Consider the following 26029-nt stretch of genomic DNA (forward strand, 5'->3'; position numbering starts at 1 on the left):
TGCACCGCAAGCTCCGGAGCGCATCGTCACGCCCTGCCCGCTATCCCGCTGCTAACCTCGGCAGGAGCCCCCAGATGTCCTTGGCAATTCCCTCCCCCGCACGCTACGCCCAGCCCGTGGCAAGCCCCGAAGCCCTCGACGAAGCCCGCTGGCACCATGTCACCGCGCGCGCAAAGGCGGCGGACGGCACTTTCGTCTATGCCGTCAAGACCACCGGCGTCTATTGCCGACCCTCCTGCCCTTCGCGCCTCGCCAAGCGCGAGAACGTCCGCTTCTTCGCCGCCCCGGTTGAGGCTGAAGCCGCCGGTTTCCGCGCCTGCCGCCGCTGCCACCCCGCCGCCGCGCAGGAACCTGCCACCGCGCTGATGCAGGCCATGGCCCGCTACATTGCCGATCATGCGGAGGATGCGCTCCCCCTCGCCCACCTCGCCGATCAGGCCGGGATGAGCCCCAGCCATTTCCAGCGCGCGTTCAAGGCCGTGCTCGGCGTCTCCCCGCGCGAGTATCAGTCCGCCCGCCGCCTCGCCCGCTTCAAGCTGGCCTTGCGCGAAGGCGAAGGCGTGCTCGAAGCCAGCCTCGATGCAGGCTACGGCTCGACCAGCCGCATCTATGACATGGCCGATGGCAGCCTCGGCATGACCCCGAGCGCCTATCGCGCAGGCGGCGAGGGTGAGCACATCGTCCATGCCACCCGCGAAACCATGCTCGGCCCGCTGATGATGGCCGCCACCCGGCGCGGCGTCTGCTTCGTCCAGTTCGGCGAAAGCGCAGAAGCGCTGCTTGCCCAGCTCGCCGCCGAATTTCCCAAGGCTGCGCTCCTCCCCGCTGCGCTCGCGGCGACAGCCCCGCTGGATGACTGGATGGCTGCGCTCGCCGCCCATTTCGAACAGTCTGCCCCCCGCCCCGATCTCCCGCTCGATCTGCGCGGCACCGCCTTCCAGATCCGCGTCTGGCGCTTTCTCCTGTCGGTGAAGCCGGGCGCTGTGGTGAGCTATTCCGAAGTCGCCGCCGGCGCCGAAAGGCCGCGTGCCGTCCGCGCCGCCGCCAGCGCCTGCGCTGCGAACCGCATCGCGCTCCTCATCCCCTGCCACCGCGCCTTGCGCGCGGACGGCAGCCTCGGTGGCTACCGCTGGGGGCTGGAACGCAAGCGCGCCCTGCTCGATGCGGAGCGGCGCGAGCGGGCCAGAACCTAACCGCCCAGAACCTAACCACCCAGCCGCGTCACGATGTACCGCGCCGCCTCGCGCACATCGATCCAGGTCTGCGCGAAATCCTCGGCGCTCCCGCCGAAGGGATCGATCACCGCCGTCCCCTCGCGCCCCGGCACCATGTCCATCAGCAGGCTCAGCCGCGCCGTCGAGCGGCCGAGCAGCCCGCCCGGCTCGATCCGCCGCAAATCGCGCAGGTTCTGCTGATCCAACGCAAAGATATAGCCGAAGCGCTGGAAATCCTCGCGCCGCACCTGCCGCGCGCGGTAGCCTGTAATGTCGATCCCGTGGCGCGCCGCTTCGGTGATCGCGCCATGATCGGGCGGCTCCCCCGCGTGCCATCCGCCGGTCCCGGCAGAATCGATGGTGATCGCCAGCCCCGCCGCAACCGCCTCGGCGCGCAGCGCGGCCTCGGCCAGCGGAGAGCGGCAGATATTACCCAGGCATACGAACAGAACCGACGGCTGGCTCACAAGCTGCCCCATAGCTCAGATGGTGATGAGCCGCCGCTGGGCTTCCCGGCCCATTGCGACGAGAAACGGATCCTCTTCCTGCCTAAGGGAAAACACGTATTTGCTGTCAATGTCCAGCCATCGCTGCGCAATCATGGTTTGCCCAATGGCGCCACCCAGCGTTTCGCCCGGTCCCAGCAGCACCACGCGGTCGGGCGCGAACTCCCTCAGCGCCACCGTCATCGCCGCGGTAAAGTCGTAAGCCGCGAGGATCTGGTGCCCGAAGGTATAGTCCCACAGCGCTTGCGGGTCGGCTTCGAAGCGCCGCCACACCTTCCCGCGCCCATCGATCAGCGGCACTTGCGGCGCACCAAACCACGCCGCCGGCAGCGAAGCGCGCGCCGCATCGGCGCTCGCCTGCATCAGGGGCGTGTGAAACGGCCCATGCCCCGGCAGCCGCAGCGGCGGGCGCGGCAGCGGCGGCAATTGCGCAGTCAGCGCATCAAGCGCCGCTTCCGGCCCCGCCACCACCAGCATTCCGCCCAGCCGGATCGAAGGCAGCACGCCCACACGCGCGCAGGCCGCCTCGACCGCGCGCGCGGTTGCCGGATCGACCCGCCAGTCCTCGCCCGCCATCACGATCACCGCCTGCCCGCCGCTCTCGTGCTTCTGCGAATTCAGCCCCATCGCATCGGCAATGGCAAACCCATGCTCGCCCGATACCACACCTGCGCAGGCCAGCGCGGTATACCAGCCCATCGAATTGCCGGTGACGGCAACAACCTCGAACCGCTCGCGGTCGAGGCTCAGGAAATCCAGATAGGCACAGGCATGGATCAGCGGCGCCGCCACATCCCCGCGCGGATGCAGCTTCGGGTCAAACTTCTTCGCCCCATCAAGCTCGCTCAGCGTCGGCTTCCCGGCAGCGGCGCACACCCCGTCGAAATGCGCCAGCCACGGCGATCCCGCATGGTGCCGCGCGAGATAGCCCAGCTCGGGCGCATTGTAGGTGCCGCGCCCGGGGCAGACGACAACGACGGTTTCCTTCATGGCACTCTTCTCCCTGCCCTCTCCCCGTGCGGGGAGAGGATACGCAGGCTTGGCAGCTTGCTGCCTAGCCGGAGTTGGAGAGGGGCAACTGCGCCCGCGAGGTGACAGCCCCCAGACCAAGCTGCGCTAACCACGCACCATCTCCAGCGCCTTCGCCACAATCCCGTCCCGGCTCGGCAGCGTATGTGTCGCCGCGCGCGCCAGCGGGATGAAGCTGTCCGTCGCCGCCAGCACGCCCAGCGCCTTGTCCGGCGCCCTCAAGGCCATCAGCGCCAGCAAGGCCTCGCTCTGCGAACCCGTCTCGCGGCACTCGTCGACCACCAGCACTCGCCCGCATGGCGCGGCAGCCTCCAGCAGCGCGTCCTCGGCCAGTGGTGCAATCCAGCGCAGATCGATCACCCGCACCGCCACGCCCTGCTCGGCCAGCAGCTTCTGCGCCTGCAGCGATAGATAAACCCCGTTGCCATAAGTCACGATGGCAAGGTCCGTCCCCTCACCATGCACCCCGATCTCGCCCACCCGGATTTCGCTCACCCCCGGCGCTTCATAAACCGAAGTCCACAGCCCATCGCCCTCGGCATGCAGATCGCGCGTCATGTAGAGCGCAATCGGCTCGACGAAGATCACCACGCGCTGCTCTTCATGCGCCAGCCGCACGCATTCGCGCAGCATCAGCACGGCCTCGCGGCCGCTCGAAGGCACCGCGATCACCAGCCCCGGAATATCGCGGAACACGGCCAAGCTGTTATCGTTGTGGAAGTGCCCGCCAAAGCCCTTCTGGTAAGGCAGCCCGGCAATCCGCACGACCATCGGGTTGGTATATTGCCCATTGGAAAAGAACGACAAAGTCGCCGCCTCGCCCCGGATCTGGTCCTCGGCATTATGGACGTACGCCAGGAACTGGATCTCCGGCATCGGCAGCAGCCCGTTGTGCGCCGCGCCGATGGCCAGCCCCAGAATGGCCTGCTCATCCAGCAGCGTATTGATCACCCGTGCCGAGCCAAACCGCGCGTGCAGCCGCGCCGTCGCATTATAGACGCCGCCCTTGGGCCCCACATCCTCGCCGCAGACAATCGCGTTCGGGTATTGCAGCAGAATATCCGCCATGCCCCACGAGATGAGCCGCGCCATATGCTGCGGCTTCTCCATCGCCGCCGCTTCATCCGCAAACACCGCTTCCCGCGCCTCGGCACGCGCCAAGGGTCGCTCAACCCCTTCGCGCCTGGGCGGCACGATGCTGGCCATCACCGCCGCTGCATCGGGCAGCTTGGGCCGCTTTATCGCCAGCTCCACCTGCCGCAGCAACTGCGCCTCGATCGCGTCATAGGCGCTGCGCACATCGGCGGCGCTCATCATGCCTTCCTCGATCAGCAGGGCCGCGCTGGCCAGCAGCGGATCGCGCGCATTGTCCGCCGTGATATCCGCCTTCGACATATAGACCTGCTGCACATCGTTCCCGGCATGGCCATAGAGCCGCACCGTCTTCATGTGCAGGAACACGGGCTTGCGATACCGCCGCGCATAATCGACCGCCTCGCTCGCCCCGCGCCACGCGTCCGCCAGATCGCAGCCATCGCAGGCGATGTAGTGCAGCCCCGCCCGGCCCGACCAGTTCGCCTCGACCCACCCCTTGGGCGTGCGCGTCGAAATGCCGATGCCGTTGTCCTCGCACAGGAAAACAATCGGCATCGGCGCCCCCTGAAACGCCGCCCAGGCCGCCGTGTTCAGCGCACCCACCGCGGTCGAATGGTTGGCCGAAGCATCGCCGAACGAGCACAGCACCACGCCGTCCTTCGCCAGCGTCGTCTCCTCAAAGCCCATCCGCCGCGCAATCCCGATGGAAAACGCCGCCCCCACCGCCTTGGGCAGGTGGCTCGCAATCGTGCTCGTCTGCGGCGGAATCGCCAGCCGCTTCGAACCCAGCACCTTGTGCCGCCCGCCCGAAATCGGATCATCCGCGCTCGCGGTGAAGGAAAGCAGCATGTCCCACATCGGGTTTTCGCCCGGTACGCGGTTCGCGCGGTGGATCTGGAACGCGGCATCGCGGTAATGCAGGAACGCCACGTCATCCACGCGCAGCGCCTCGGCCAGCGCGGCATTCCCCTCGTGCCCCGAAGAGCCGATGGTATAGAACCCCTCGCCCCGCGCCTGCAGCTTGCGGCTCAGCCGGTCGAGCTGCCGGCTCACCATCTGGCTGTGCAGCAAGGCGGCGGCGCGCTGCGGGGAAAGCCCCACCGCGGCCAGCCCCAGATTGCTCCTGCGCTGCAAGTGCCCCGCCTCCAGCGCGGCGACAAACTGCTCATGAACCTGCTGTGCGGCGTCCATCAGCGCGGACCGGTTTCATTCGTGATCATCCCGTAAGCCCTAGCCAAAGCCGCGGATGCAGTCACCCCGTTGCAGGCAGGCACAGGCCCATTCAGCCCAAAAACATCGTTAACACGGCCTTTACGCCTTCACAGTAAAACCCCTTTGCATGATCGGTGCTCTCACCCGCCTGCGCGCGCGGCTCATGCCGCCGATACCGGATGCGATCCGGGATGATTTCACCATCCTGCGCGCCCAGCGTGTCGAAACGCAAACGCCGCTGATGTACCTCATGCTGATCGCCACCACGCCCACTGCGGCCTGGGTCGGCGCGGCGCATGTCCACTGGGGCGTGCGCTTCGGCATGCCCGCGCTGCTCGCGCTGCTCTGCGTGCTGGGCCTCATCGAAAACGCGCAGAGCCGCCGGCGCCGCATGAGCCTGCGCCGCGCGCGCATCCTCGTCGTCAAGACCAACCACGTCTCCGGCTGGGTCGGCTCGATGTGCAGCGCGTGGTGCGTGGTGAACTGGCTCGCCTCGCCGCCCGAAAACCACGCCAACTTCGCGATGATCCTCACCATGGGCTCGCTCGCCACGGCCTATTGCCTCTCCTCGATCCGCGCCGCCGCGATCCTCAATCTCGCGGTCGGGGTGCTGCCGATCACCGTGCTGATGCTCTCGTCCGGCCGGGTGGGAGAAATGGCCGCCGCCACCAGCCTGATCCTCGCCACCGCAATCCTCATCCGCTTCATCCTCCAGGGCCACGCCATGCTGGTCGATCTGCTGCAACTCCAGGCGCAGACCCGCGATCTGGCCCATACCGACCCGCTCACCGGCCTCGCCAACCGCCGCGCGCTCGATGATCAGATCGCCCAGCTCCTGCGCCCCTCCACCCGCACGCGCCCGTTCAAGCTCGCACTGCTCGATCTCGATGGCTTCAAGTTGGTGAACGATCGCTACGGCCACGCCTTTGGCGACAAGCTGCTCTGCTCGGTCGCCGCCCGCCTCAGCGAAACAATCGGCGCGCGCGGCCTCGTGGTGCGCCAGGGCGGTGATGAGTTCGCCATCCTCATCCCCCCGCACTCCCCGCTGATCACCGCGCCGCTCGCCGATCAACTGCTCATCGCGCTCGTGCGCCCGCACATGATCGATGGCCACCCCATCACCGTGGGCGCCAGCGTCGGCGTCGCTCTCTGGCCGGATGACGGCGCAGACGCCGATGACCTGTTCGATTTCGCCGACAAGGCGCTCTATCAGGCCAAGGCTGAGGCGCGCGCGGCGGCCACGCCCGCCAACGACGCTGCCGCCGCCTGAATGCTCACTTCAGCGGATCACCCTCCACCGCCGCGCGCCCCAGCGCCGGATCATCGGCAAAGAACCCGTCCACCCCCGCCGCCACGAACTGACGCACATCGGCAACCATGCCCTGCGGCCACCGCGCACCGGGTTCGCCCCGCCGCAGATTGGTAGGCAAGAACTGGTTCTCCGGCCGGAAGGTGAACACGCCCACCTTCAGTCCCGCTTTGTGCGCATCCGTGATCAGCGCAGCGGGCGCGCCCGCATTGCCCTCAGCGTCCAGCGGAATTACCCGCCGCAGCGGCGGGCCGATCCACTGCGCATAGATCGCGATCTCGGCGAGGCCCTTGGGCGTCACCATCTCGTCGAAGGTCAGCGCGCCGCCTGCTGCGACCACATCGGCGGGCTGCTTCACATCGCTTGACTGGATCAGCTGCAACAGCGCCACATTGCCCATCCCCGCCAGCTCCCGGTGCAGCCGCTTCAGCGTCGCGATCTCGAAGCACTGCACGATCACCGGCGCGCGCCGCAGATAATCCGAAGCCTTGATCGCCGCGACCAGCTTGCCCGGCGTGTCAAACCCCAGCCCCGCAAAATACGTCGGATGCTTGAGCTCGGGAATCAGCCCGACGCGCCTGCCACTCCGCGCCGCCAGCGCCACGATCTCGTCAAACGTCGCCACCTCGAACTGGCCATCATGGCGCATGCTCTCCGGCCGCAGCGCCCCCAGCCGCTCCTTCGCGCGCAAGGTTTTCAGCTCCGCCAGCGTGAAATCCTCGGTAAACCAGCCGTCCTGCCGCCGCCCGTCGATCACCTTCACCGCCTTGCGCGCAGCAAATTCCGGGTGCGCTGCCACATCGGTCGTCTCGGTGATGTTGCTCTCGTGCCGCGCCACCAGCACGCCGTCCTTGGTCGGCACCAGATCGGGCTCGATGAAATCCGCCCCATCCGCAATCGCCTTCGCATAGGCGGCCAGCGTTTCCTCCGGCAGCCATGCGGAAGCCCCGCGATGCGCGAAGATCAGCGGCTTGGCGGCAAGCGGCGTTGCGGTCATCACCATTCCCAGAACCAGCAGCAGAAGGCGGATCATCATGGCGAAACTCCCGGCGGAATGCACCCGCTAAGCCGAGCCCAAGTCAGGGGCATTACAGCAGCGAGACCACCCGCACCGCCGGCAGCGGCCCCGCGCCAGGCTGATCGCGCCAGTCCCGCGCATTGAGGACGCCGCCATCGGCGCGCAATTGCGCCACGCATGCCAGATCGATCTCGCCAAAAACCCACGCGCTCTCGCCCTCGGCACCCAGCGCGATCACCCCGTCCTCGGGCATCCCGCGGTCCGGCGGCCCATAGACCCCCGCTGCCCCCCGGTTCACGTCCACCGCCGGAGACCAGTCCGCGATCCCCACTGTCGGCGCCTGCACCGCATAGCACTGGCCTTCCAACGCGCGCGCCTGCGCCCCCAGCCGCACGCGCCAGTAGCCATGCAGGCTATCCGTGCAACTCGGCACCAGAAGCACATGCGCCCCCGCATCCACCGCCGCGCGCGCCAGCAGCGGAAACTCGCTGTCATAGCAGATCAGCACTGCGATCCGGCCCAGCGCCGTCTCGAACAGCGCCAGCCCCTCCGCGCCCGCCGAAACGAACCACTGCTCGCGCTCGAAGCGCGTCATCACCAGCTTGTCCTGCGTGCCCGCCTTGCCATTCGGCGCAAACAGCCGCGCCGCATTGCGATAGCGCCCGTCCGCATCCAGCCGCGGCAGGCTCGCCGCCAGAATGTGCAAGCCAAACCGCGTCGAAAGCTCGGCGTGGAGCGCATCCACCCGCCCGATCAGCCCCGCCACGCTGGCCAGCGATCCTGCCAGATCGCCCATCGTTTCGGGCTCAAGGCTCGCCAGTTCCATCGCGCCATACTCAGGAAACACCGCCAGCGCCGCGCCGCCCTCAGCAGCATCGGCCACCCAGCGCGTCAGCTTCGCCGCATAGGCATCCCAGTCGGCCAGCTGCTCGATCGGATACTGCGCGGCAGCGATGGTGTAGCGGGGCGAAAAATGGGGACTGTCCCCTTTTTTCTTGGGGACTGTCCCCATTTTTCGCCCCGCTTCCACGCCCATGCTCACCACGTCCTCAGCCAATACTGCATGGCCTTCAGGCTCTCGCCCGCCTCGCCATGCTCCTTCCACGCCAGCTCCGTCACCAGCCCCGGCACCACGGCATAGCCGCGCTTCGTCCAGAACGCATCGTGCGGCACATAGCCCTCAGGCCGGGCCGGGTGATCGTCCGGCCGGATCACCGCCGCAAAGCACGCCGCATTGGCCCCGCACGCCCGCGCCTGCGCCTCGCGGTGATCGAAAAACGCATGACCGATCCCGAGCCCGCGATACTCGGGCAGCAGCACGCTCTCGCCAAAATAGAACAAGCGGTTCACATCCAGCCCGCGCGCCGCAAAGGGTTCGCGGAACTCCGCCTTCTGATGGATCATCGGCGCCGCCGTCGCCGCCCCCACAATGCGCGCCCCGTCAAACGCCGCAACCAGCACCGCATCCGCCGCCGCGGCATATTCGGCCAGATACTCGGCCTCGTAAGCCGCATCGCCGTCATAGAGATAGGGATACGCCGCAAAGACGCGAATGCGCAGCTGTGCCAGATCCCCCAGCGCCGCGCCGATTTCCGCGCCGGTCAGCGGGCGGACGGTAACGCTCAACCAACCACCTGCGCGGTCCAGTCGGCCAGATTGTAATACATCGTCAGCCGCGTGATCTTGCCCTCATCCACCGCAATGAACGCGCCCGCCGGCAGCACATAGGTCTGGCCGTTCGCCTCGGGCAGCCCCTCGTCGGTGGCGAGATAGGCGCCGTGCACCACGAACTCCGCCGCCGCGCGCGACCCATCATCGGTCGCCATCAGCACGATGTCCCGCAGCTCTTCCTTGTAGCAGCGCTCCATGTGGCCAAGGAACGCGGCAAACTTGTCCTTGCCGGTCACCCGCTCGCCCTGGTTCACGTCGTGCGCGACCGTCTCGCTCAGACAATCGAGCATCCCCTGCCAGTCGCCCGCGTTGAACGCGGCGTAATAGCGGGTCAGCAGGGCGATGGTATCAGCACGGCTCATGGGCGGGTCTCCTTCAGCGCCGCGTATCTAGCGAGGCCGAAGGTAATGCACCACATTACAAAAACGCAAAACGCCCGAAGCCCTCTCCCCTTCAGGGGAGAGGGTTGGGAGAGGGGAATAGGCCGGAGGGGTATTACCCGAACAGCTTCGCCGCCGTCGTCGCCACACGCTTGCCCAGATAGCGCGCGCCTTCCAGATCGGTGTCGCTCGGCTGGCGGCTGCCGTCGCCGCCGGCCACCGTGGTCGCCCCGTAAGGCGCACCGCCGACCACTTCATCGTTCCGCATCTGGCCCTGATGGCCATAGTCGAGGCCCACGATGGTCATGCCGAAGTGCAGCAGGTTGGTGATCACCGAAAACAGCGTCGTCTCCTGCCCGCCGTGCTGCGTCGCGGTCGAAACGAACGCCGCGCCAACCTTGCCGTTCAGTGCGCCGCGCGCCCACAGGCCGCCCGCCTGATCGAGGAACGCTGCCATCTGGCTGGAAATCCGGCCAAAGCGCGTGCCGGTGCCGACCACGATCGCGTCGTAGTTCTCCAGCTCCGCCACCGTCGCCACCGGCGCGGCCTGATCGAGCTTGAAATGCGCGGCCTGCGCCACCTCCAGCGGCACCGTCTCGGGCACGCGCTTCACGTCCACTTCGGCGCCCGCCGCGCGCGCACCTTCGGCGATCGCGTTCGCCATCGTTTCCACATGGCCGTAAGCCGAATGATAGAGCACCAGAACCTTTGCCATCGGATGTATCCTTTGCTTCGCGGAAAGGGGCACCGAATCGCGCCCGCCGCATTGTGTGAAGCCTGTTTACCGCACACCATTGGTCCGGTTCAGCCGGATAAACTTGTCTTGATTGTTCGAAATTATCGAATGTGCCGCCGATTTTGTGTCCATTTGCGCGGACGCGCATTTTGTCCTAAGGGCATCGCGCTCGCCCCGGCCCAGCGCAGGTATCGCTCCGGCGATTTCCTTGCTCCGCCGGGGCTTTTGATTTGCCGCAAGTGGCCTATCTTTGGCCCAGCGCCTAGGAAAGAATCGCCCATGTCCCGTCGCCGCCAGATCTACGAAGGCAAGGCCAAGATCCTCTATGAAGGTCCGGAGCCTGGCACGATCATCCAGTATTTCAAGGATGATGCCACCGCCTTCAACGCGCAGAAGCGCGGCACGATCAACGGCAAGGGCGTGATCAACAATCGCATCAGCGAGTATGTGTTCACCCGCCTGGCGCATATCGGCATCCCCACCCACTTCATCCGCCGCCTCAACATGCGCGAACAGCTCGTTCGGCAGGTGGAAATCATCCCGATCGAAGTGGTCGTGCGCAATGTCGCGGCAGGCTCGATCAGCAAGCGCCTCGGCATCCCTGAGGGTGAGCCGCTGCCCCACACCCTGATCGAATACTACTACAAGGACGATGCGCTGGGCGATCCGCTGGTCGCCGAAGAGCACATCGCCTGCTTCGGCTGGGCCAGCAACGAGGAGATGCAGGACATCTCCTCGATGGCGATCCGCGTGAACGATTTCATGGTCGGCATGTTCGCCGCGATCAACATCCGCCTCGTCGATTTCAAGCTCGAATTCGGCCGCATCTGGGATGGCGACTACAGCCGCGTGATCCTGGCGGACGAGATCAGCCCCGATGGCTGCCGCCTGTGGGACATGGTCACCGGCGAAAAGCTCGACAAGGATCGCTTCCGCCGCGATCTCGGCGGCGAAGAAGAAGCCTACCAGGAAGTCGCCCGCCGCCTCGGCCTGCTCGAAAACGACGGCGGCCCCAGCGAAGTCTTCGACCTCGGCGCCCACCGCAAACTGCGCGGCAAGAAGTAACCTCAAAGGTCCTCCCCGTTTTTGCGAAGCACAAACGGGGAGGTGGCAGCGCGAAGCGCTGACGGAGGGGTAAAGGGAAGCAACCCCCGCTCATCCTGAGCTTGTTGAAGGACGGGCAAGGGACATAGCCCCCTCCTCTTCAGAGGTGGGCGCAGGGGGCGGTGGAAATCACCGCTCCGTCACATCCCGGTCCATCGGCGCCAGCTTCGCCAGCAGCCGGTTCTGCGCTGCAAACGGCACATGCGCCTCGCGCATCGCGGCTTGCAGGTTCTCGACCAGCGCGTTGAGATCGGCGCGCGTCGTACCAAGCCCCTTGTGCGTGGCCTTCATGTCCCGGCCCGAATAGCTGCACCCTGCATTCAGGATAAAGCACACCTGCTCGAACAGCGTGCGCCGCAGCCGCACCATGTCGTGCTCCTCGAAGATCGCCTTGATCCGGGGATCCGCCTCGCTCAGCTCCAGCGTGCGGTCGGTGATCCGGCGGATGCCCGCCTGCCCGCCAAAGGCACGCGCCATACCCTCGCCGGTAAACGGCTTCGCCCCGGCATTGGCGTCGCTCTGCACATAGGGATCGATCGGAATCTCCCCCGTCACGGGATCGCGCTCCTTGCGCACGACGCCGAATTCCTTGTCCCAGTCGACCGGCGCTTCCGTACCGGTCGGAGCCGGCCCGGCTGACGGTTCAACCACTGGCGGCTCGACCACCGGCGGTTCGACCACTGGCGCAGCGGCCATCAGCAGCGGCAGCAGAAACATCATCCTCGGCCCTCTCAATATGCCAGCTGCAGCGAAAGCAGCCCGCCGCGCTGGTTCTTGAATGTCGCCACCGAACCCACGTCGACATAGGCCGCCGTTACCGTCACGTGCCGGGTCACTGCCCAGGCCGCGAACAGGTCCTTGGCATCATCCTCGTGCGCAATCTGCAAGTTGTCCGGCCGTGTGCGCCATTCGCCGCCCACCACCAGCCGCGAGGTCAGCATCCACCCCAGCGAACCCTCGAACTGCACGCTGCGCCCGCCGTTCCTGTCCCCGCCAAAGCCGAGCAGGCCAAACTGGTTGGCCTTGGTCAGCCGCACCGTGGCATTGGCCAGCACGCTCGCGCCCAGAAACAGTTTGGTCGCGCTCACGGTGAAATCGGTGCCGGCCGAAGCCCTCGCCCCCACCGCGCGCACCACCGCGCCATCGAGATTGCGCTTGTGCTCGGCCCCCACGCTGATCTGCGGCAGCCAGCCGGGGCCATAGACGAGATCGCCCGCCAGCCGGACCTTGGCCGAAAAGATATCCTGATTGAACTGGAACCCGCGCCCCAGCCCCAGCGCCGCGCCCACATGGCGCGTGTTGAAGTTCTGCCGCGCATAAGCGAGCTCAACCCGGTCGCGGATGCCGATGGCGATGCCGTGGGTGTCGAGCCGGAAGTCGGGCAGCTCCACCCCGGTCACATGCGCCGAAATGCCCACCGCGCGGTTCGTGCCCATGCCCGAAATCGTCGCCCAGGTGGCAAGCCCGCCGCCGCCGCTGCCTTCGATCGTCGTCACGCCGTTCGTGAGGATCAGCTTGCCGCTATCGAAGGTGATCGCTTCGCGCGCCGCCGCCGAAGCGCCGGAAAGCATCACCCCCAGCCAGCAGGCGAGTGCAGGAAGTACGAGGTTTTTCGGCATACTCCGAAGTTAGCCCAACCCCCTTGATGAATGGTAAAGGCAGTTCACCGCAAGATTGACCATATCTTAGGAAAAGCGTGCGAATCCGCACATATGGACTTGCGCTTCGTGTCTCGGCTGCCGCTCGGGCTTGCCTGCCTGCTCGGCGTTTCGGCAACGGGGCCGCAGCAAAGCATGGTGCAGGTGTTCGACCAGCGCGGCCTGCCCGTCGAAGGCGCGGTGATCGAAGTTCCACCGCCCTCCGGCAGCACGCGCGCCGTCGCATTCCCGTGGCGCTATGCCATGGCCCAGCGCAACCAGACCTTCGTTCCCGGCACCCTGATCGTGCCGCAGGGCGCCTCGGTCGCCTTCCCCAATCTCGATATCGTGCGCCACAGCATCTACAGCTTCTCGAAGCCTGCGCGCTTCCAGATCGATCTCTACGGCCGCGATCAGACGCGCTCGCAGCGCTTTCCGATCACCGGCACCGTCGCGCTCGGCTGCAATATCCACGACAAGATGCGCGGCTACATCCGCGTCGTCGCCACGCCTTATGCCGCCGCCACCGATCTCAACGGGCGCGGCCAGATCGATGGGCTCGCGCCCGGCACCTACCGCATCACCGTGTGGCACCCGCGCCTGCGCAGCAGCGCCAACGAAGCCGTCCAGACCCTCACCATCGCGCCCGGCACCCCGGCGCGCGTCACGATAGAGCTGCGCTGATCCGATGCCGCACGCCCTCCTCGCCCGCCTCGCCGCCCTCCGCCCGCGCACCTTGCGCGCGCGCATCGCCGCGCTGTTCATGGCGCTGCTGGCCGGAGTCATGGCCGTCACCGTCGCGGTCGCCGGCAGCGGCGTCAGCCTGTTCGCCCACCGCGTGGCCGAACGCGACATGGCCGCCAACGCGCGCGTGTTCGAACAGCTCATCGCCAGCCGCGCCGGGCAACTGCGCGATGCGGCGGTGGTCGTCGCCCGCGATTTCGGCTTCCGCGAGGCCTTTGCCCTCAATGACCGCGCCACGCTCGGCTCCGCGCTCGCCAGCCTCGGCGAACGCAGCGGGGCCGAGGTCGCGGCGGTCGTCATGCTCGATGGCACCGTGGTCACCAGCCCCGGCGCGCCTGCTCTCGATGGCAAGACGCTCCTCCCCGCGCTCGATGCCGGGCAAAGCAGCGGCGTGATCGATCTCAAGGGCCGGCTCGGGCTCGCCGTCGTCGCCCCGATCGAGATCCCCGATCTCTCCGGCTGGCTCATCCTCGCCCAGCCGCTCGGCACGCGCGATCTCGAAGCATTGGGCCGCCTCTCCGCCGTCCCGGTCAAGGCCTCGGTCGCACCCGCCGCCACGCTCGCCCCGGCGCAGCGCGCGCTTGGCCTCGGCCGCATCGGCGAACTGCCTTCGCCCCAGGGGCTTCAGCTCGTGCGGCTATCCGCGCTACCCAGCCTCCAGCGCGGCATCGAACCGCGCCTCATCCTCAGCCACTCGCTCGCGCAGGCGATGCAGGCCTACCGCGCGCTCAACACCGTGCTGCTCGGCATCGCCCTCGTGGGGACGCTCGCGGGCCTGTGGCTCGCCCTGCGCATCGCGCGCAGCATCGGCCGCCCGCTCAGCCAGCTCGCCGAAGCCGCACGGCGCTATGCCGGCGGCACTGTCGCCAAGGTCGCGGTGACGGGCGACGCCGAAGTCGCCGATCTCGCGCTCAGCTTCAATGCCATGGTCGATGCGATCGAGGAGCGCGAACGCCAGATCGTCCACAGCGCGCTGCATGATGGCCTGACCACGCTCCCCAACCGCCGCTTTTTCATCGAAAAGCTCGATCGCGCCGTCGCCCGGCAGACGCCTGCCAACCGGACCATGGTCGTCTTCGTCGATCTCGACAATTTCAAGATCATCAACGATACGCTCGGCCACCCCGTCGGCGATGCCCTGCTTTGCCAGGCCGGCCAGCGCCTGCAGGAGCGCTTCCCCGATCACATGGTCGCCCGCTTCGGCGGCGACGAATTCGGCCTCCTCGTCACTGGCCTCAGCGAAAGCGCCGATCCCGCCTCGCTCGCCCGCACGATCCACGCCGCGCTCAACGATGAAGTCGATATCGGCGGCCGCGCGGTGCAGCTCACCGCCAGCTTCGGCGTCGCCGTCGGTCCCTCGGACGGCGCCACCAGCGACGAATTGCTCAAGAACGCCGATCTCGCGCTCTACCGCGCCAAGAGCGAGGGCAAAGGCACCTACCACTTCTTCGAGGCCGCGCTCGATGAAGAAGCGCGCCGCCGCCGCCAGCTCGAACTCGATCTGCGCCGCGCCGTGCGCGAAGGCGGCTTCGAACTGCATTTCCAGCCGCTCTACTCAATGACGCAGCAGCGCCTCAAAGGCTTCGAGGCGCTGATCCGCTGGAACCATCCGGAGCGCGGCCTGGTCAGCCCCGCCGATTTCATCCCGCTGGCGGAGGAAACCGGCCTCATCGTCCAGATCGGCGAATGGGTGATCCGCGATGCCTGCGCCCGCGCCGCCGCCTGGCCCGGCGAACTCTCCGTCGCGGTCAACATCTCGCCGCGCCAGTTCATCAGCCCCGTGCTCGCGCAGACCATCGTCCAGTCGCTCGCCGCCTCGGGCCTCCCCGCGCACCGGCTCGAACTCGAAATCACCGAAAGCATCTTCATCGGCAACGTGGAGCGCACCCTCGCCATGCTCCACAGCCTGCGCGCACTCGGCGTGCGCATCGCGCTCGATGATTTCGGCACGGGCTATTCCTCGCTCAGCTACTTGCGCAGCTTCCCGTTCGACAAGCTCAAGATCGACCAGAGCTTCGTGCGCGATCTCGGCCGCGATGCCAGCGCCGGCGCGATCATCCGCGCCATCACCACCCTCGCCGCCGCGCTCGGCATCGAGACGCTGGCCGAAGGCGTCGAGTTCGAATCCACCATGGAAGCCCTGCGCCACGAAGGCTGCGACCTCATCCAGGGCTACCTCGTCAGCCGCCCCGTACCAGACGCCGCCGTCCCCGCCCTGATCGACCGCCTCGCCGGCGAACCGGCCCAGCGCGCGGCAGCAGGCTGACCGCAAGCTCCTCCCCATTTTTGCGCAGGGACAAATGGGGCGGTGGCAGCCCGCAGGCGGGTCCGAGGGGTAATCCCTCCCCGAGCTTGTCTCATGGAGGTGGCAGCGCGAAGCGCTGACGGAGGGGTATCTACCTCAGAAGAAAGAGCCTCCGGCGGGCAAGGGCCACAGCCCTTGCATCCCCAAACCAGTCCCGGGCTCTACCCCACCCTTCGTCATTCCCGCGAAGGCGGGAATCCAGAGCGGCAGCCACGACGCTGCCTCTCGGATTTGGGGATTTGGTAAAGTGTCACCGTAATCACGTAATCATTGAGATTTGCCGCCATGCTACGCGCCAGTTCGCTCGGCGGCGCATACCAAATTGCTCAGCGTTATGATCAGATATGAGGCAGTCGAGTTAAATTTCTCTCGGTTGCCCGACTTATCCCAGTCTTCACGAAGATAAGCACGGGCTTGCGCATCTTGGTCACCGTAATCCTGACCATCTCCAAGTCGGTATCTCATTTTTCCAATAATTTCAGGAATATCCCCATCCTCGAAAGATGTTATCCTGACATTATGTGCGAACCTGTTTCTTATTCTAGCTATCTGAATTAAGTCATTGTACCAACTTTTTTCTATAATCCCTAAGGCAAAGGCAACATCCATTCTCGCTGCTGCGGTAGATAAGGCTCCCGTACCTTCGAACATTTTTTTTCTTAGTTCACCGTTTAGGGATGGCATCTTTGTTACGATTAAATCACCAAGGCATCCTTCGATGAATGCGGCGCTGATGATCGCACACACTCGATCGTTAAGCTGTCGCGCGCCTGTTTGCTGAAGGGTCGTGATGAGGTCTTGGACGTGATCGGATGCCATGGCATAAGCCCACTATGAGACAGAACGAAAGATAAACTGATCAACGCTTTAGAATTTCCGGGGACAGTAGCATTTCCGGGGACAGCATACCTATTTCCCGCCTTCGTGGGAAAGACGAGGGTTTGGTGATTTGCAATTACGGTGACCACAATTACGCAATTACGGTGACAGTTTACCAAATCTCCAAATACCTCCTTCACTCCACCACCGGGATTACGGTGACGGATTACGGGATTACGGTGACACTTTACTAAATCCCCAATCCCCCCACCGCGGCAGTGTTTGGCCGCTCTGGATTCCCGCCTTCGCGGGAATGACGAAGGTGGGGGCCAGGCTCCGAACGAAGTTCGGGAAGCAAGGGCTGTGGCCCTTGCCCGCCGGAGGCTTGCGGTGCGGCTTCCTTGCCCCTACTCCACCACCGGCAGCGCAATATAACTCCCGCTCTCCCCCCCCACGCTCACCTTCTGCACCGCCTTCACATAATCCCCCGGCTTCGCATCCAAAATCGAAGGCACAAACGTCTGCGGGTTGCGGTCATAAAGCGGGAACCAGCTCGATTGCACTTGCACCATGATCCGGTGCCCCGGCAGGAACACGTGGTTCGCCTGCGGCAGTTCAAACACATAGCCCAGCGCCGCCCCGGCCTTCAGCGGCCGCGCCTCGCTCAAGGTCTCGCGGAAGCGGCCGCGGAAGATGTCCATGCCCACCGCCAGCTCGTATCCGCCCATCGCCCGATCGCCCGGCACCGCATCGGGATAGACGTCGATCAGCTTCACCACCCAGTCGCTGTCGGTCCCGCTGGTCGATGCCGTCAGGTGCACCACCGGCGCACCCGCGATCGTCACCGGCTTGTCGAGCACCGGGCCGACGAAGGCCAGCACATCGGGCCGCCCCGAAACCGCGCGCTGGTCGCCCACCAGCCAGGTCGGCCAGGGATTGCCGTCATAGCCTTCCTGCTGGTTGGGCCGGGGGTAATACGTCACGGGCTTGGCCGGGTCGGAGACATAGTCCACCGTCCCCGCCGCAGCCGAAGGCTCGAAGCCCAGCCCCTCGCCCGGCAGCAGATAAAGCTTCTTCTCCCCCTTCGCTGCAGGCCAGCCCGGCAACCGCTGCCACTGGTTGGTGCCGCTCTGGAACGCCGTCACCGTCGGCACGTCCATCGGCTTGTCATAGAGATAGTGCGCCAGGAACGGCGCCAGCACGTTCATCCGCCACCACTTGCCGGTGTCCGCATCCCAATGCAGCGCGCCCAGCGTATCGGCCTTCTCGATCGCCTGCCCGTGATACCACGGCCCGATCGACATATGCAGCAGGCCGTCTTTATCCGCGCCCTTCAGCGCCTTCCAAACCGCCGGCGCGCCGTAGATATCCTCCTGATCCCACAGCGAATGAACCAGCAGAGTCGGCACCTTGAGCGGCGCCTTGGCCAGCACCTTGTCCATCGCCTGTTCCTGCCAGAACCCGTCCCACGCCTGATGCGCCTTCAGCTTCTGCCAAAACCCGATCTGATCGAGCCCCTGCGCGGTCGCCAGCGCGCCCGCCGAGCCATACTTCATGAAGTGCGCATAGGCGTCAGCCTCGGCCACTTCATACTTGTTGGCGTTGTCGCGCGTCGCCACCTGCTCCCAGATATAGCTGATGCCGATCTGGCGGAACGCGCCGTTGTGGAACCAGTCATCGCCGCGCCAGCCATCGACCATCGGGTTCATCGGCACCGCCACTTTCAGCGCCGGATGCGGGTTCACCAGCGCGGCGAGCGCGGTGAAGCCGTCATAGCTGATCCCGATGATGCCCACCCGCCCGTTGCTTTCGGGCACGTTCTTCACCAGCCAGTCGATGGTGTCATAAGTGTCGGTCGCGTGGTCGGTCTTCGTCGGGTTGAGTGACGTCCCCACGAAGGGCCGGTTCATCACATACGTGCCCTCGGAGCCATACTTGCCGCGCACGTCCTGCACCACGCGGATATAGCCGCCCGCGCTCACCACATCGGGCGCATGGTCATAGCCATCCAGCGCCACGGCCATGATCGGCGAGCCATGCTGGCTGGTCATTTCCTCGGCATTGTAGGGCGTGCGCGTGAGGAGCATGGCTGCATTCTTCGCGCCCTTGGGCACCATGATCACCGTGTGCAGCTTCACCCCGTCGCGCATCGGGATCTCGACCGCGCGCCGCTCGTAATCGCGCGCCGCAACCGGCTGCGTGATCGCCTGTGGCCGCTCGTCATAGACGGGCGCCTTGGCCGGCGCTGCCCAGGCGGTCCCCGCACTCGCCAGCAGCAGCCCCAGAGCCAGACCTGTGCGCAGTTTCATGTTCCATTCCCCTCATCACGATGGCGCGAGCTTAACAGCAGGCCCTCCGCTGCCAAGCGTCATTGCGCATTCACCCGCAAGCCGCCAGAACCGCCGGTGATGTTCCACCGCGCTTTCGTCCGCCTGTTCGCCCTGCTCGTCCTCGCCGCCGTGCCGCTTGCACCGGCCGCGGCAAAACCTGCGCCCGTCTGGGCCTTCGAACACAGCGACCTCGCGCCCGATCCCGCCTTTCGCTTCGGCCGCCTGCCCAATGGCATGCGCTACGTTATCCGCCACAATGCGAGCCCCAAGGCCACTGCCGAAGTCCGCCTCCAGATCGATGCCGGCTCGCTCGACGAGCAGGATGGCGAGCGCGGCTTTGCCCATTTCGTCGAGCATATGGCCTTCAACGGCAGCGCCCATGTGCCCGAGGGCGAGATGATCAAGCTGCTCGAGCGCGAGGGGCTCGCCTTCGGGGCCGATACCAACGCGCAGACCAGCTTCGAACACACGCTCTACATGCTGAGCCTGCCGCGAAACGAACCCCGGCTCCTCGATACCGCGCTCATGCTGCTGCGCGAGACGGCGAGCGAGCTTGCCTTCGATCCCGCCGCCGTGGAGCGCGAACGCGGCGTTGTCCTGTCCGAACTGCGCGACGGGCAAGGCTATGCGCTGGACAACAACAAGGACCAGATGGCCTTCCTCTATCCCGCCGCGCACTTCCGGGATCGGCTCCCCATCGGCACGGCGGATTCGCTGAAAGCCGCCACGTCGGACGCGCTCAAGGCATTCTGGGCGCGCGAATATGTGCCTGCGAAAACCACGTTGATCGTCGTCGGCGATTTCGATGCCGATGCGGTCGAGGCGGCGATCGCCAAGCGGTTTGCCGATTGGCCCGCCCGCGCCCCCGCAAAGCGCCCCGCTCAGGGCCGCGTCCATCCCGATCAGCAGGGCGCCGCGCGCATCCACCTCGATCCGGCGCTATCGGAACGCGTCACCGTCTCGCGCCATGGCCGCTGGCGCCGCGAGCCCGATACCGAAGAGCAGCGCCGCGTCGATCTCCTGCGCCAGATCGGCTACGGCGTGATCAACCGCCGCATGCAGCGCCTCAGCCGCATCGCGCAGCCGCCGTTTCGCGGCGCGGGGCTTGGCACCAGCGAAGTCTTCCACATCGGCCGCACCACCAATCTCGTCGTCGATACGCCGGACAAGGGCTGGCGCGATGGTCTCTTCGCCGCCGCGCAGGTCTACCGCGAGGCGCTGGCCAGGGGCTTCACCGCAGCCGAAGTGGCCGAACAGGTCGCCAATGCGCGCACGAGCTTGGAAAACGCCGCCGCCGCCGCCGAAACGCGCAGCAACGATGCGCTCGTCGGCGCGGTGATCCAGCTCCTGCGCGATGAAAAGGTGCCCACGACCCCCGCCTCCGCGCTCGAACGCTTCAACCGCCACGCCGCCTCGTTCACCCCCGCCGCCGTGCTCGCCGCGCTGCGCGCCGAGGTACTGCCGCTCGATAACCCGCTGATCCGCTTCCAGGGCCGCACCGCGCCCGCCACTGGCGCTGCAACCGGCGAGAAGGCCCTGCGCGCCACCTGGAACGAAGCGCTGCGCGCGCCCCTGCGCCTCAAGGTCAGCGCGCCCTCGGGCATTTTCGGCTATACCGATTTCGGCACGCCCGGCACGATTGCCAGCGACGTCACCCGCGCCGATCTCGGCCTGCGCCAGATCCGCTTCGCCAACGGCGTGCGCCTCAATCTGCGGCGCACCGATCTCGAACAGGACCGCGTGCTTGTCCGCCTATACGTCGATGGCGGCGAACTGCTCGATACCCGGGCCAATCCCCTCGCCACCGAAATGACCGCAATGCTCCCCACCGGCGGCCTCGGCAAGCACAGCCTCGATGATCTGCAGACCCTGCTCGCTGGCCACTCCGTCGGCAACGGCATCGCAGCATCGGGCGATGCTTTCGCGATGGGTGCGGGCACCACCCGCCGCGATCTCGAACTCCAGCTCCAGCTGCTCGCCGCGCAGATCACCGATCCCGGCTGGCGCGCTTCGGCAGACATCCTCTACCACCAGACGATGACCAACTTCTTCGCGCGGCGCGATGCCACCCCCGCCTCCGCGATTGCCAACACGCTCCCCGGCCTCCTTTCCAGCGGCGATCCGCGCTTCACCATCCAGCCGCCCGAAGCCTATCAGGCGCTCACCATGGCGCGGCTCAAGGCCGATATCGGCGATCGCCTCGCAAACGGCGCGATCGAGCTTACCCTCGTCGGCGATCTCGATCCCGATGCCACCATTGCCATGGCCGCCCGCACCTTCGGCGCCCTCCCCGCGCGCGAACCCGATTTCCGCCCCTACGAGGAAGCCCGCCAGCGCAGCTTCACCCCCCAGCGCGGCCTCACCGTGATCCGCCACAAGGGCGAGGCCAACCAGGCGATCGTCCGCTATGTCTGGCCCACCACCGACGACAGCGATCCCGTAACCGCCATCGGCCTCGAACTCCTGCAGGAAGTCGCTGGCATCGAAGTGCTCGATGTGGTGCGCGAGGCGCTCGGCAAGGCCTATTCGCCCGCCACCTCCTCCTCGCTCAGCCGGGTCTGGCGCGGCTGGGGCACGTTCAGCGTCAACGCCTCGGTCGATGTGGCCGATGTCGCCGCCACCCGCACCGCGATCGAGCGCACCATCGCCGGCCTCGCCGCCGCACCCATCGATGCCGACGTCCTCGCCCGCGCCCGCGCCCCGATGCGGGAAAGGCTCGACAACCTGCTCAAGACCAACGCCGGCTGGCTCGCCCTCACCGAACGCGCACAAAGCCAGCCCGAACGCCTCGAACGCTACTTCAAGGCCCGCCAGCGCCTCGATGCACTCACCGCCGCCGATCTCCAGTCCCTCGCGAAGCGCTACCTCGCCCCCGATCAGGCCGTCGTCGCGCTCGTCCTCCCCGAAGGTGCCCCCACCCCTGCTCTCTAAGCCACCGTATCCTGATAGCGCCGCACCGCCACGAACCCCAGCAGCGCCAGCATCCCCGCCAGCACGCCCATCTCCGGCAAGGCATCGATGATCCCCCAGCCCTTCAGCATGATCCCGCGCACCAGCCGGATGAAATGCGTCGTCGGCAGCACTTCGGCCAGCGTCTGCGCCCAGCCCGGCATCCCGCGATAGGGAAAGGCAAAGCCCGAAAGCAGCACCGAGGGCAGGATATAGAAAAAGCTCATCTGCATCGCCTGCAGCTGGCTCTGCGCCAAGGTCGAAAGCGTGAAGCCCAGCCCAAGGCTCGTCACCATGAACAGCAGCGTCGCCCCCAGCAGCAGCGGTAGCGGCCCCGCAAACGGCACCTGAAACAGGAACCGCGCCGCCAGCAGGATCACGCTCAGTTGCACCACGCCGATGCCCAGATAGGGCACGATCTTGCCCACCATCACCTCGAACGGGCGCAGCGGCGTCGCCAGCAGGTTCTCCATCGTCCCCTGCTCCACCTCGCGCGTCACCGATAGCGCGGTCAGCATCACCATCGTCATCGAAAGCACGATGGCGAGCAGGCCGGGCACCACGTTGTGGCTGGTGATCCCTTCGGGGTTATAGCTCCGGTGCAGCACCAGATCGACCGGCGATGGCCCCGCCGCGCGGCTCCCCAGCGGCCCGATCAGATCGTGCCCCAGCGCGGTCGCCACCGCCTCGCTGATCGCGCCCAGCGCCGGACCGGTGGCGGCGGGATCGGTCGCGTCCGCCGTCACCAGCAATTGCGGCCGCCGCCCGCGCACCAGATCGCGCCCGAAATCAGCGGGGATCGTCACCACGAACTGCACTTTGCCGTTCTGCAGCAGTTCCTCGCCCGCACCGGGGCTTTCCACCAACTCGGTCACCTTGAAGTAGGTCGTGTTCCGCAGCGCCGCATCGATGGAGCGGGCAAACACCGAATTGTCCCCCCGCTCGATCGCCATCGGCAGCCCGCGCGGATCGTTGTTGATCGCATAGCCGAAGATCATCAGCTGCATCAGCGGCATGACCAGCATCATGCCCACCGTGCCCCGGTCGCGCAGCATCTGCCGCACTTCCTTGAACACCATCGCGCCGATGCGCTGCAACGGGGTCGCGCTCATGCCGGGACCATTGTTTCGCGCAGCGGCGCAGAGGCGCGGAAAGAAGAAGGATTTGGTTCGCGCAGAGACCGCAGAGATCGCAGAGATGTTCCGAGCGCCGCAGGCCCTTTGCATCCACGCACAGGCTTGAAGGTATCACGCGGCTTCGCCGCAAAGCGCGACACCTTTGCGCTCTCTGCGGTCTCTGCGCGAACCCCTCTTCTCCGCGCCCCAGCGCCTCTGCGCGAGAAAATCCTCATGCGTGCACCACCACCGAGTTATCCTCGGCCCCGCGCATCAGATGGATGAACACGTCCTCCAGGCTCGGGCTCGCCTCGCGGAACGCAATCGTATCGGCCCAAGGTGCCACCGCCGCATGCAGCGCCGCCATGTCAGGCCCGCAGACATGCAGCGCCGTACCGAAAGGCGCCGCCATCGCCACGCCTGCCCGCGCCTCGATCTCCTTAGCCAGCCGGTCAGCCCCCGGCCCTTCCCCCTGCAAAGCCTTGAGGCCCGAATCCGCCACGACTTGGGCAATGCTCCCCCGCGCCAGCATCCGCCCATAGGCGATATAGGCGATCTCGTGGCAGCGCTCGGCCTCGTCCATATAGTGGGTGGAGACGAGCACGGTCATCCCGCCCGCCGCCAGCCCATGAATCTGCTCCCAGAACTCGCGCCGCGCCTGCGGATCGACGCCTGCGGTCGGCTCGTCCAGCAGCAGGATTTCCGGCCCGTGCAGGACGCAGGCCGCGAGCGCGAGGCGCTGTTTCCAACCGCCCGAAAGCTTGCCCGCCAGCTGATCGCCGCGGCTCGTCAGCCCCAGCTGCTCCAGCGCCTCCGCCACGCGTTCGCGCCGCCGGTCCAGCCCATGCACCCGCGCAAAGAACTCCAGATTCTCCGCAATCGTCAGGTCCGAAAACAGCCCGAACTTCTGCGTCATGTATCCCACGCGCGCCTTGATCGCGCTGCGCCGCGTGCGCAGGTCCTCGCCCAGCACGGTGCCTTCGCCCGCATCGGGGATCAGCAGCCCGCAGATCATCCGCAAGGTCGTCGTCTTGCCCGAACCGTTCGGCCCCAGAAACCCGCAGATCCGCCCCCGCGCCACTGCAAGATCGACCGCATCGACAACGGTCCGCCCGCCAAACTTCTTGGTCAGCCCCCGCACATCGATGACCAATTCCTCCCCGGAACGGGGAGGGGGACCATCCGCAGGATGGTGGAGGGGCAGGTTCATTTTGCGCTCACCGCCACCGGCAGCCCTAGCGGCAGCGGCTGGTCTGTCGGCAGCATGGCCTCCACCATGAACACCAGCTTCGAGCGCGCATGCTCGCTGTAGATCACCGGCGGCGTATATTCCGCGCGCGGCGCGATGAAGCGCACCGTCGCGGTCCGCTCCGCCCCGCAGCCATCGCAAGTAAAGCGCACTGCCTGCCCCATGCGCAGCCCCGCCACCTTGTCCTGCGGCACGAAGAAGCGGATCTTGCGCTTGTCATCCGGAATGATCGAGACGACCGGCTGGTTCGCCGGCACCCATTCCCCCGGATTGAAATAGGTCTGCTCCACCTGCCCCGCCGCCGGGGAGGTCGGCGCGATTTCCTGTCGCCGCCGCGCCTCGGCCGCCAGCGCCGCCTTGGCACCCTCGACCTGCGCAGCCGCCGCAGCCTGCTGCGTACCGCGCCCCACACTGAGCGCGCCGCTGCGCTGCTGCGCCTGCGCCTGCGCCACCTGCGCTGCCGCGCTGTCCCTCGCCGCGCGCGCCGCATCCAATTGCGTGCGGCTGGCAAAGCCCTTGGCCGCGAGATCGGCAAAGCGCCGGAAGTCCGCCTCCGCCCGCACCAGCTGCGCCCTTGCCGCCGCTTCCGCTGCGCGCGCCACGTCGATCTCGGGCGTCCGCTCGCGCGCCGCGCCCAGATCGCTGAGCGAAGCCTGCGCCGATTGCACTTGCGCCGCCGCCTGCGCCGCGCTCGCATCCGCGCTACGCGGATCGAGCGCAAACAGCGCTGCGCCTGCACGCACCCGCCCGCCGCGCTCCACTGGCCGGCTCGCCAGCGTGCCTGAAACCGGCGCGGCCACATAAAGCGCCTCACCCTCGACATAGCCCAGCCACGGATCGGGCGCGCTGCTGCGCGTGAAGAACCACACGGCCCCACCCCCCAGCGCGGCCAGCAACAGCAGGATCGGCAGGCGCGCGCGCAGGCTCATGCGAAATCTCCCCGGGCCGTCAGCCCCTTCAGCAGCACCTCCGCATGGCTCACCGCCATCGCCTCGATATAGAGCGGCTCCGCGCCCACCGGCTCGAACACGATGCGCCACAGCGCGGAAAAGATCATGCCGCCCGCCACGCTGCGCGCCGCCAGCGCCGGATTGGCGCAAGTGAACTCGCCGCGCGCCACGCCGTGGCGGATGATCGCCTCGATCGCGCCGAGCACGCGGGTGATCGCATGATCGTGGTAGAACTTCACCAGATCGGGAAAGGCCTGCCCCTCCCCGATGATCAGGCGCGGCAGGAAGGCAATGTTGCCGCTCCCCAGCCGCACCATCACCACGTGAATGAACCGCCGCAGCGCATCGGGCGCGCTCACGCCCCCAAGGTCCGGCATGGCCTCGGGCAACACATGCCCGATCATCCCTTCGACCAGCGCGCGAAACAACGCCTCTTTGGTCTCGAACCGGCTGTAGATCGCGCTACGGCTGATCCCCACCCGCTGCGCGATGTCGTCCATCGTCGTCGCGGCAAATCCGCGCGTGGCAAAGGCGTCGCGCGCCGCATCGAGAATGCGGTCATCGCGATCGGGGGGTGTGACTCGGGCCATGGCCGAATAAATAACAGACGCGTCTGTTATTTAAAAGCGGTGGATGGCTCCGGCTGCCCAGATTTTC

At 66.7% G+C, this 26029-nt stretch carries 22 protein-coding genes; 6 read left to right on the plus strand and 16 right to left on the minus strand.

The window, feature by feature from the left end; all coding sequences use genetic code 11:
- The first annotated feature begins 74 nt into the window (after positions 1–74).
- On the plus strand, positions 75–1193 hold the full coding sequence (locus tag ACO06X_RS07700) for a bifunctional transcriptional activator/DNA repair enzyme AdaA (RefSeq protein WP_421839343.1): 1119 nt from the start codon (positions 75–77) through the stop codon (positions 1191–1193).
- 11 nt (positions 1194–1204) lie between these two features.
- On the opposite strand, the gene ACO06X_RS07705 is transcribed toward ACO06X_RS07700, so the two are convergent.
- From ACO06X_RS07705 to ACO06X_RS07715, 3 genes are all read right to left on the minus strand, one after another.
- Positions 1205–1693: a low molecular weight protein-tyrosine-phosphatase gene (locus tag ACO06X_RS07705; protein WP_421839344.1), complete on the minus strand. Its 489-nt coding sequence runs from the start codon at positions 1691–1693 to the stop codon at positions 1205–1207.
- Between the two features lie 3 nt (positions 1694–1696).
- Entirely contained in the window at positions 1697–2710 is a 1014-nt protein-coding gene (locus ACO06X_RS07710; RefSeq protein WP_421839345.1) for an ACP S-malonyltransferase, read from the minus strand.
- Positions 2711–2836: 126 nt separating this feature from the next.
- Positions 2837–5035, minus strand: a complete 2199-nt coding sequence (locus tag ACO06X_RS07715; RefSeq protein ID WP_421839346.1) for a dehydrogenase E1 component subunit alpha/beta — start codon at positions 5033–5035, stop codon at positions 2837–2839.
- Between the two features lie 148 nt (positions 5036–5183).
- Between ACO06X_RS07715 and ACO06X_RS07720 the strand changes: the two genes are divergently transcribed.
- The gene (locus ACO06X_RS07720) at positions 5184–6326 is read left to right on the plus strand and encodes a diguanylate cyclase domain-containing protein (protein WP_421839347.1); all 1143 of its coding nucleotides are present in this window, start codon (positions 5184–5186) and stop codon (positions 6324–6326) included.
- A 4-nt stretch (positions 6327–6330) separates the two neighbouring features.
- Here ACO06X_RS07720 and ACO06X_RS07725 read toward each other — a convergent pair whose 3' ends face one another.
- The 5 genes from ACO06X_RS07725 to wrbA all read right to left on the minus strand — a co-directional run bounded on the left by ACO06X_RS07725 (position 6331) and on the right by wrbA (position 10149).
- Positions 6331–7401 carry a glycerophosphodiester phosphodiesterase family protein gene (locus tag ACO06X_RS07725; RefSeq protein WP_421839348.1) on the minus strand — a complete coding sequence of 357 codons (1071 nt, stop codon included), beginning with the start codon at positions 7399–7401 and terminating at the stop codon, positions 6331–6333.
- Between the two features lie 52 nt (positions 7402–7453).
- The gene (locus ACO06X_RS07730; protein ID WP_421839349.1) at positions 7454–8395 is read right to left on the minus strand and encodes a carbon-nitrogen hydrolase family protein; all 942 of its coding nucleotides are present in this window, start codon (positions 8393–8395) and stop codon (positions 7454–7456) included.
- Positions 8396–8421: 26 nt separating this feature from the next.
- Positions 8422–9009 carry a GNAT family N-acetyltransferase gene (locus ACO06X_RS07735; protein ID WP_421839350.1) on the minus strand — a complete coding sequence of 196 codons (588 nt, stop codon included), beginning with the start codon at positions 9007–9009 and terminating at the stop codon, positions 8422–8424.
- A complete protein-coding gene (locus ACO06X_RS07740) occupies positions 9006–9416 on the minus strand; it encodes a ketosteroid isomerase-related protein (RefSeq protein WP_421839351.1) in 411 nt (136 codons plus the stop codon). Before ACO06X_RS07740 ends, ACO06X_RS07735 begins: the two co-directional genes overlap by 4 nt.
- 133 nt (positions 9417–9549) lie before the next feature.
- Entirely contained in the window at positions 9550–10149 is a 600-nt protein-coding gene (wrbA, locus tag ACO06X_RS07745; RefSeq protein ID WP_421839352.1) for an NAD(P)H:quinone oxidoreductase, read from the minus strand.
- Positions 10150–10449: 300 nt separating this feature from the next.
- Here wrbA and purC point away from each other — a divergent pair, with 300 nt between their 5' ends.
- Positions 10450–11235 carry a phosphoribosylaminoimidazolesuccinocarboxamide synthase gene (purC, locus tag ACO06X_RS07750; RefSeq protein WP_298164217.1) on the plus strand — a complete coding sequence of 262 codons (786 nt, stop codon included), beginning with the start codon at positions 10450–10452 and terminating at the stop codon, positions 11233–11235.
- Between the two features lie 168 nt (positions 11236–11403).
- Here purC and ACO06X_RS07755 read toward each other — a convergent pair whose 3' ends face one another.
- Positions 11404–11994: a group I truncated hemoglobin gene (locus tag ACO06X_RS07755; protein WP_421839353.1), complete on the minus strand. Its 591-nt coding sequence runs from the start codon at positions 11992–11994 to the stop codon at positions 11404–11406.
- An 11-nt stretch (positions 11995–12005) separates the two neighbouring features.
- Entirely contained in the window at positions 12006–12893 is an 888-nt protein-coding gene (locus ACO06X_RS07760) for a DUF3034 family protein (protein WP_421839354.1), read from the minus strand.
- A gap of 93 nt (positions 12894–12986) precedes the next feature.
- Between ACO06X_RS07760 and ACO06X_RS07765 the strand changes: the two genes are divergently transcribed.
- Both ACO06X_RS07765 and ACO06X_RS07770 read left to right on the plus strand, forming a co-directional pair.
- Positions 12987–13595 (plus strand): carboxypeptidase regulatory-like domain-containing protein, encoded by a 609-nt coding sequence (locus tag ACO06X_RS07765; RefSeq protein WP_421839355.1) that lies wholly within the window; start codon positions 12987–12989, stop codon positions 13593–13595.
- A 4-nt stretch (positions 13596–13599) separates the two neighbouring features.
- Positions 13600–15921: a putative bifunctional diguanylate cyclase/phosphodiesterase gene (locus tag ACO06X_RS07770; RefSeq protein ID WP_421839356.1), complete on the plus strand. Its 2322-nt coding sequence runs from the start codon at positions 13600–13602 to the stop codon at positions 15919–15921.
- Between the two features lie 327 nt (positions 15922–16248).
- Here the strand turns inward: ACO06X_RS07770 and ACO06X_RS07775 are convergent, their stop codons facing one another.
- Complete coding sequence (locus tag ACO06X_RS07775; RefSeq protein WP_421839357.1) at positions 16249–16779, minus strand: MltR family transcriptional regulator; 531 nt, start codon at positions 16777–16779, stop codon at positions 16249–16251.
- 407 nt (positions 16780–17186) lie between these two features.
- Positions 17187–19088: a CocE/NonD family hydrolase gene (locus ACO06X_RS07780; RefSeq protein ID WP_421839358.1), complete on the minus strand. Its 1902-nt coding sequence runs from the start codon at positions 19086–19088 to the stop codon at positions 17187–17189.
- Positions 19089–19187: 99 nt separating this feature from the next.
- Between ACO06X_RS07780 and ACO06X_RS07785 the strand changes: the two genes are divergently transcribed.
- Positions 19188–22040, plus strand: a complete 2853-nt coding sequence (locus ACO06X_RS07785; RefSeq protein ID WP_421839359.1) for a M16 family metallopeptidase — start codon at positions 19188–19190, stop codon at positions 22038–22040.
- On the opposite strand, the gene ACO06X_RS07790 is transcribed toward ACO06X_RS07785, so the two are convergent.
- The 4 genes from ACO06X_RS07790 to ACO06X_RS07805 form a co-directional block, all read right to left on the minus strand.
- Positions 22037–23170, minus strand: coding sequence for an ABC transporter permease (locus ACO06X_RS07790; RefSeq protein WP_421839360.1), 1134 nt, complete (start codon positions 23168–23170; stop codon positions 22037–22039). The genes ACO06X_RS07785 and ACO06X_RS07790 overlap by 4 nt on opposite strands.
- A 235-nt stretch (positions 23171–23405) precedes the next feature.
- Positions 23406–24383, minus strand: a complete 978-nt coding sequence (locus ACO06X_RS07795) for an ABC transporter ATP-binding protein (RefSeq protein ID WP_421839361.1) — start codon at positions 24381–24383, stop codon at positions 23406–23408.
- Positions 24380–25351: an HlyD family secretion protein gene (locus ACO06X_RS07800; RefSeq protein ID WP_421839362.1), complete on the minus strand. Its 972-nt coding sequence runs from the start codon at positions 25349–25351 to the stop codon at positions 24380–24382. Before ACO06X_RS07800 ends, ACO06X_RS07795 begins: the two co-directional genes overlap by 4 nt.
- On the minus strand, positions 25348–25962 hold the full coding sequence (locus ACO06X_RS07805) for a TetR family transcriptional regulator (protein WP_421839363.1): 615 nt from the start codon (positions 25960–25962) through the stop codon (positions 25348–25350). Before ACO06X_RS07805 ends, ACO06X_RS07800 begins: the two co-directional genes overlap by 4 nt.
- Between the last annotated feature and the right edge of the window lie 67 nt (positions 25963–26029).

It is taken from the genome of Novosphingobium sp., assembly GCF_965229225.1.
Lineage (GTDB): Bacteria > Pseudomonadota > Alphaproteobacteria > Sphingomonadales > Sphingomonadaceae > Novosphingobium.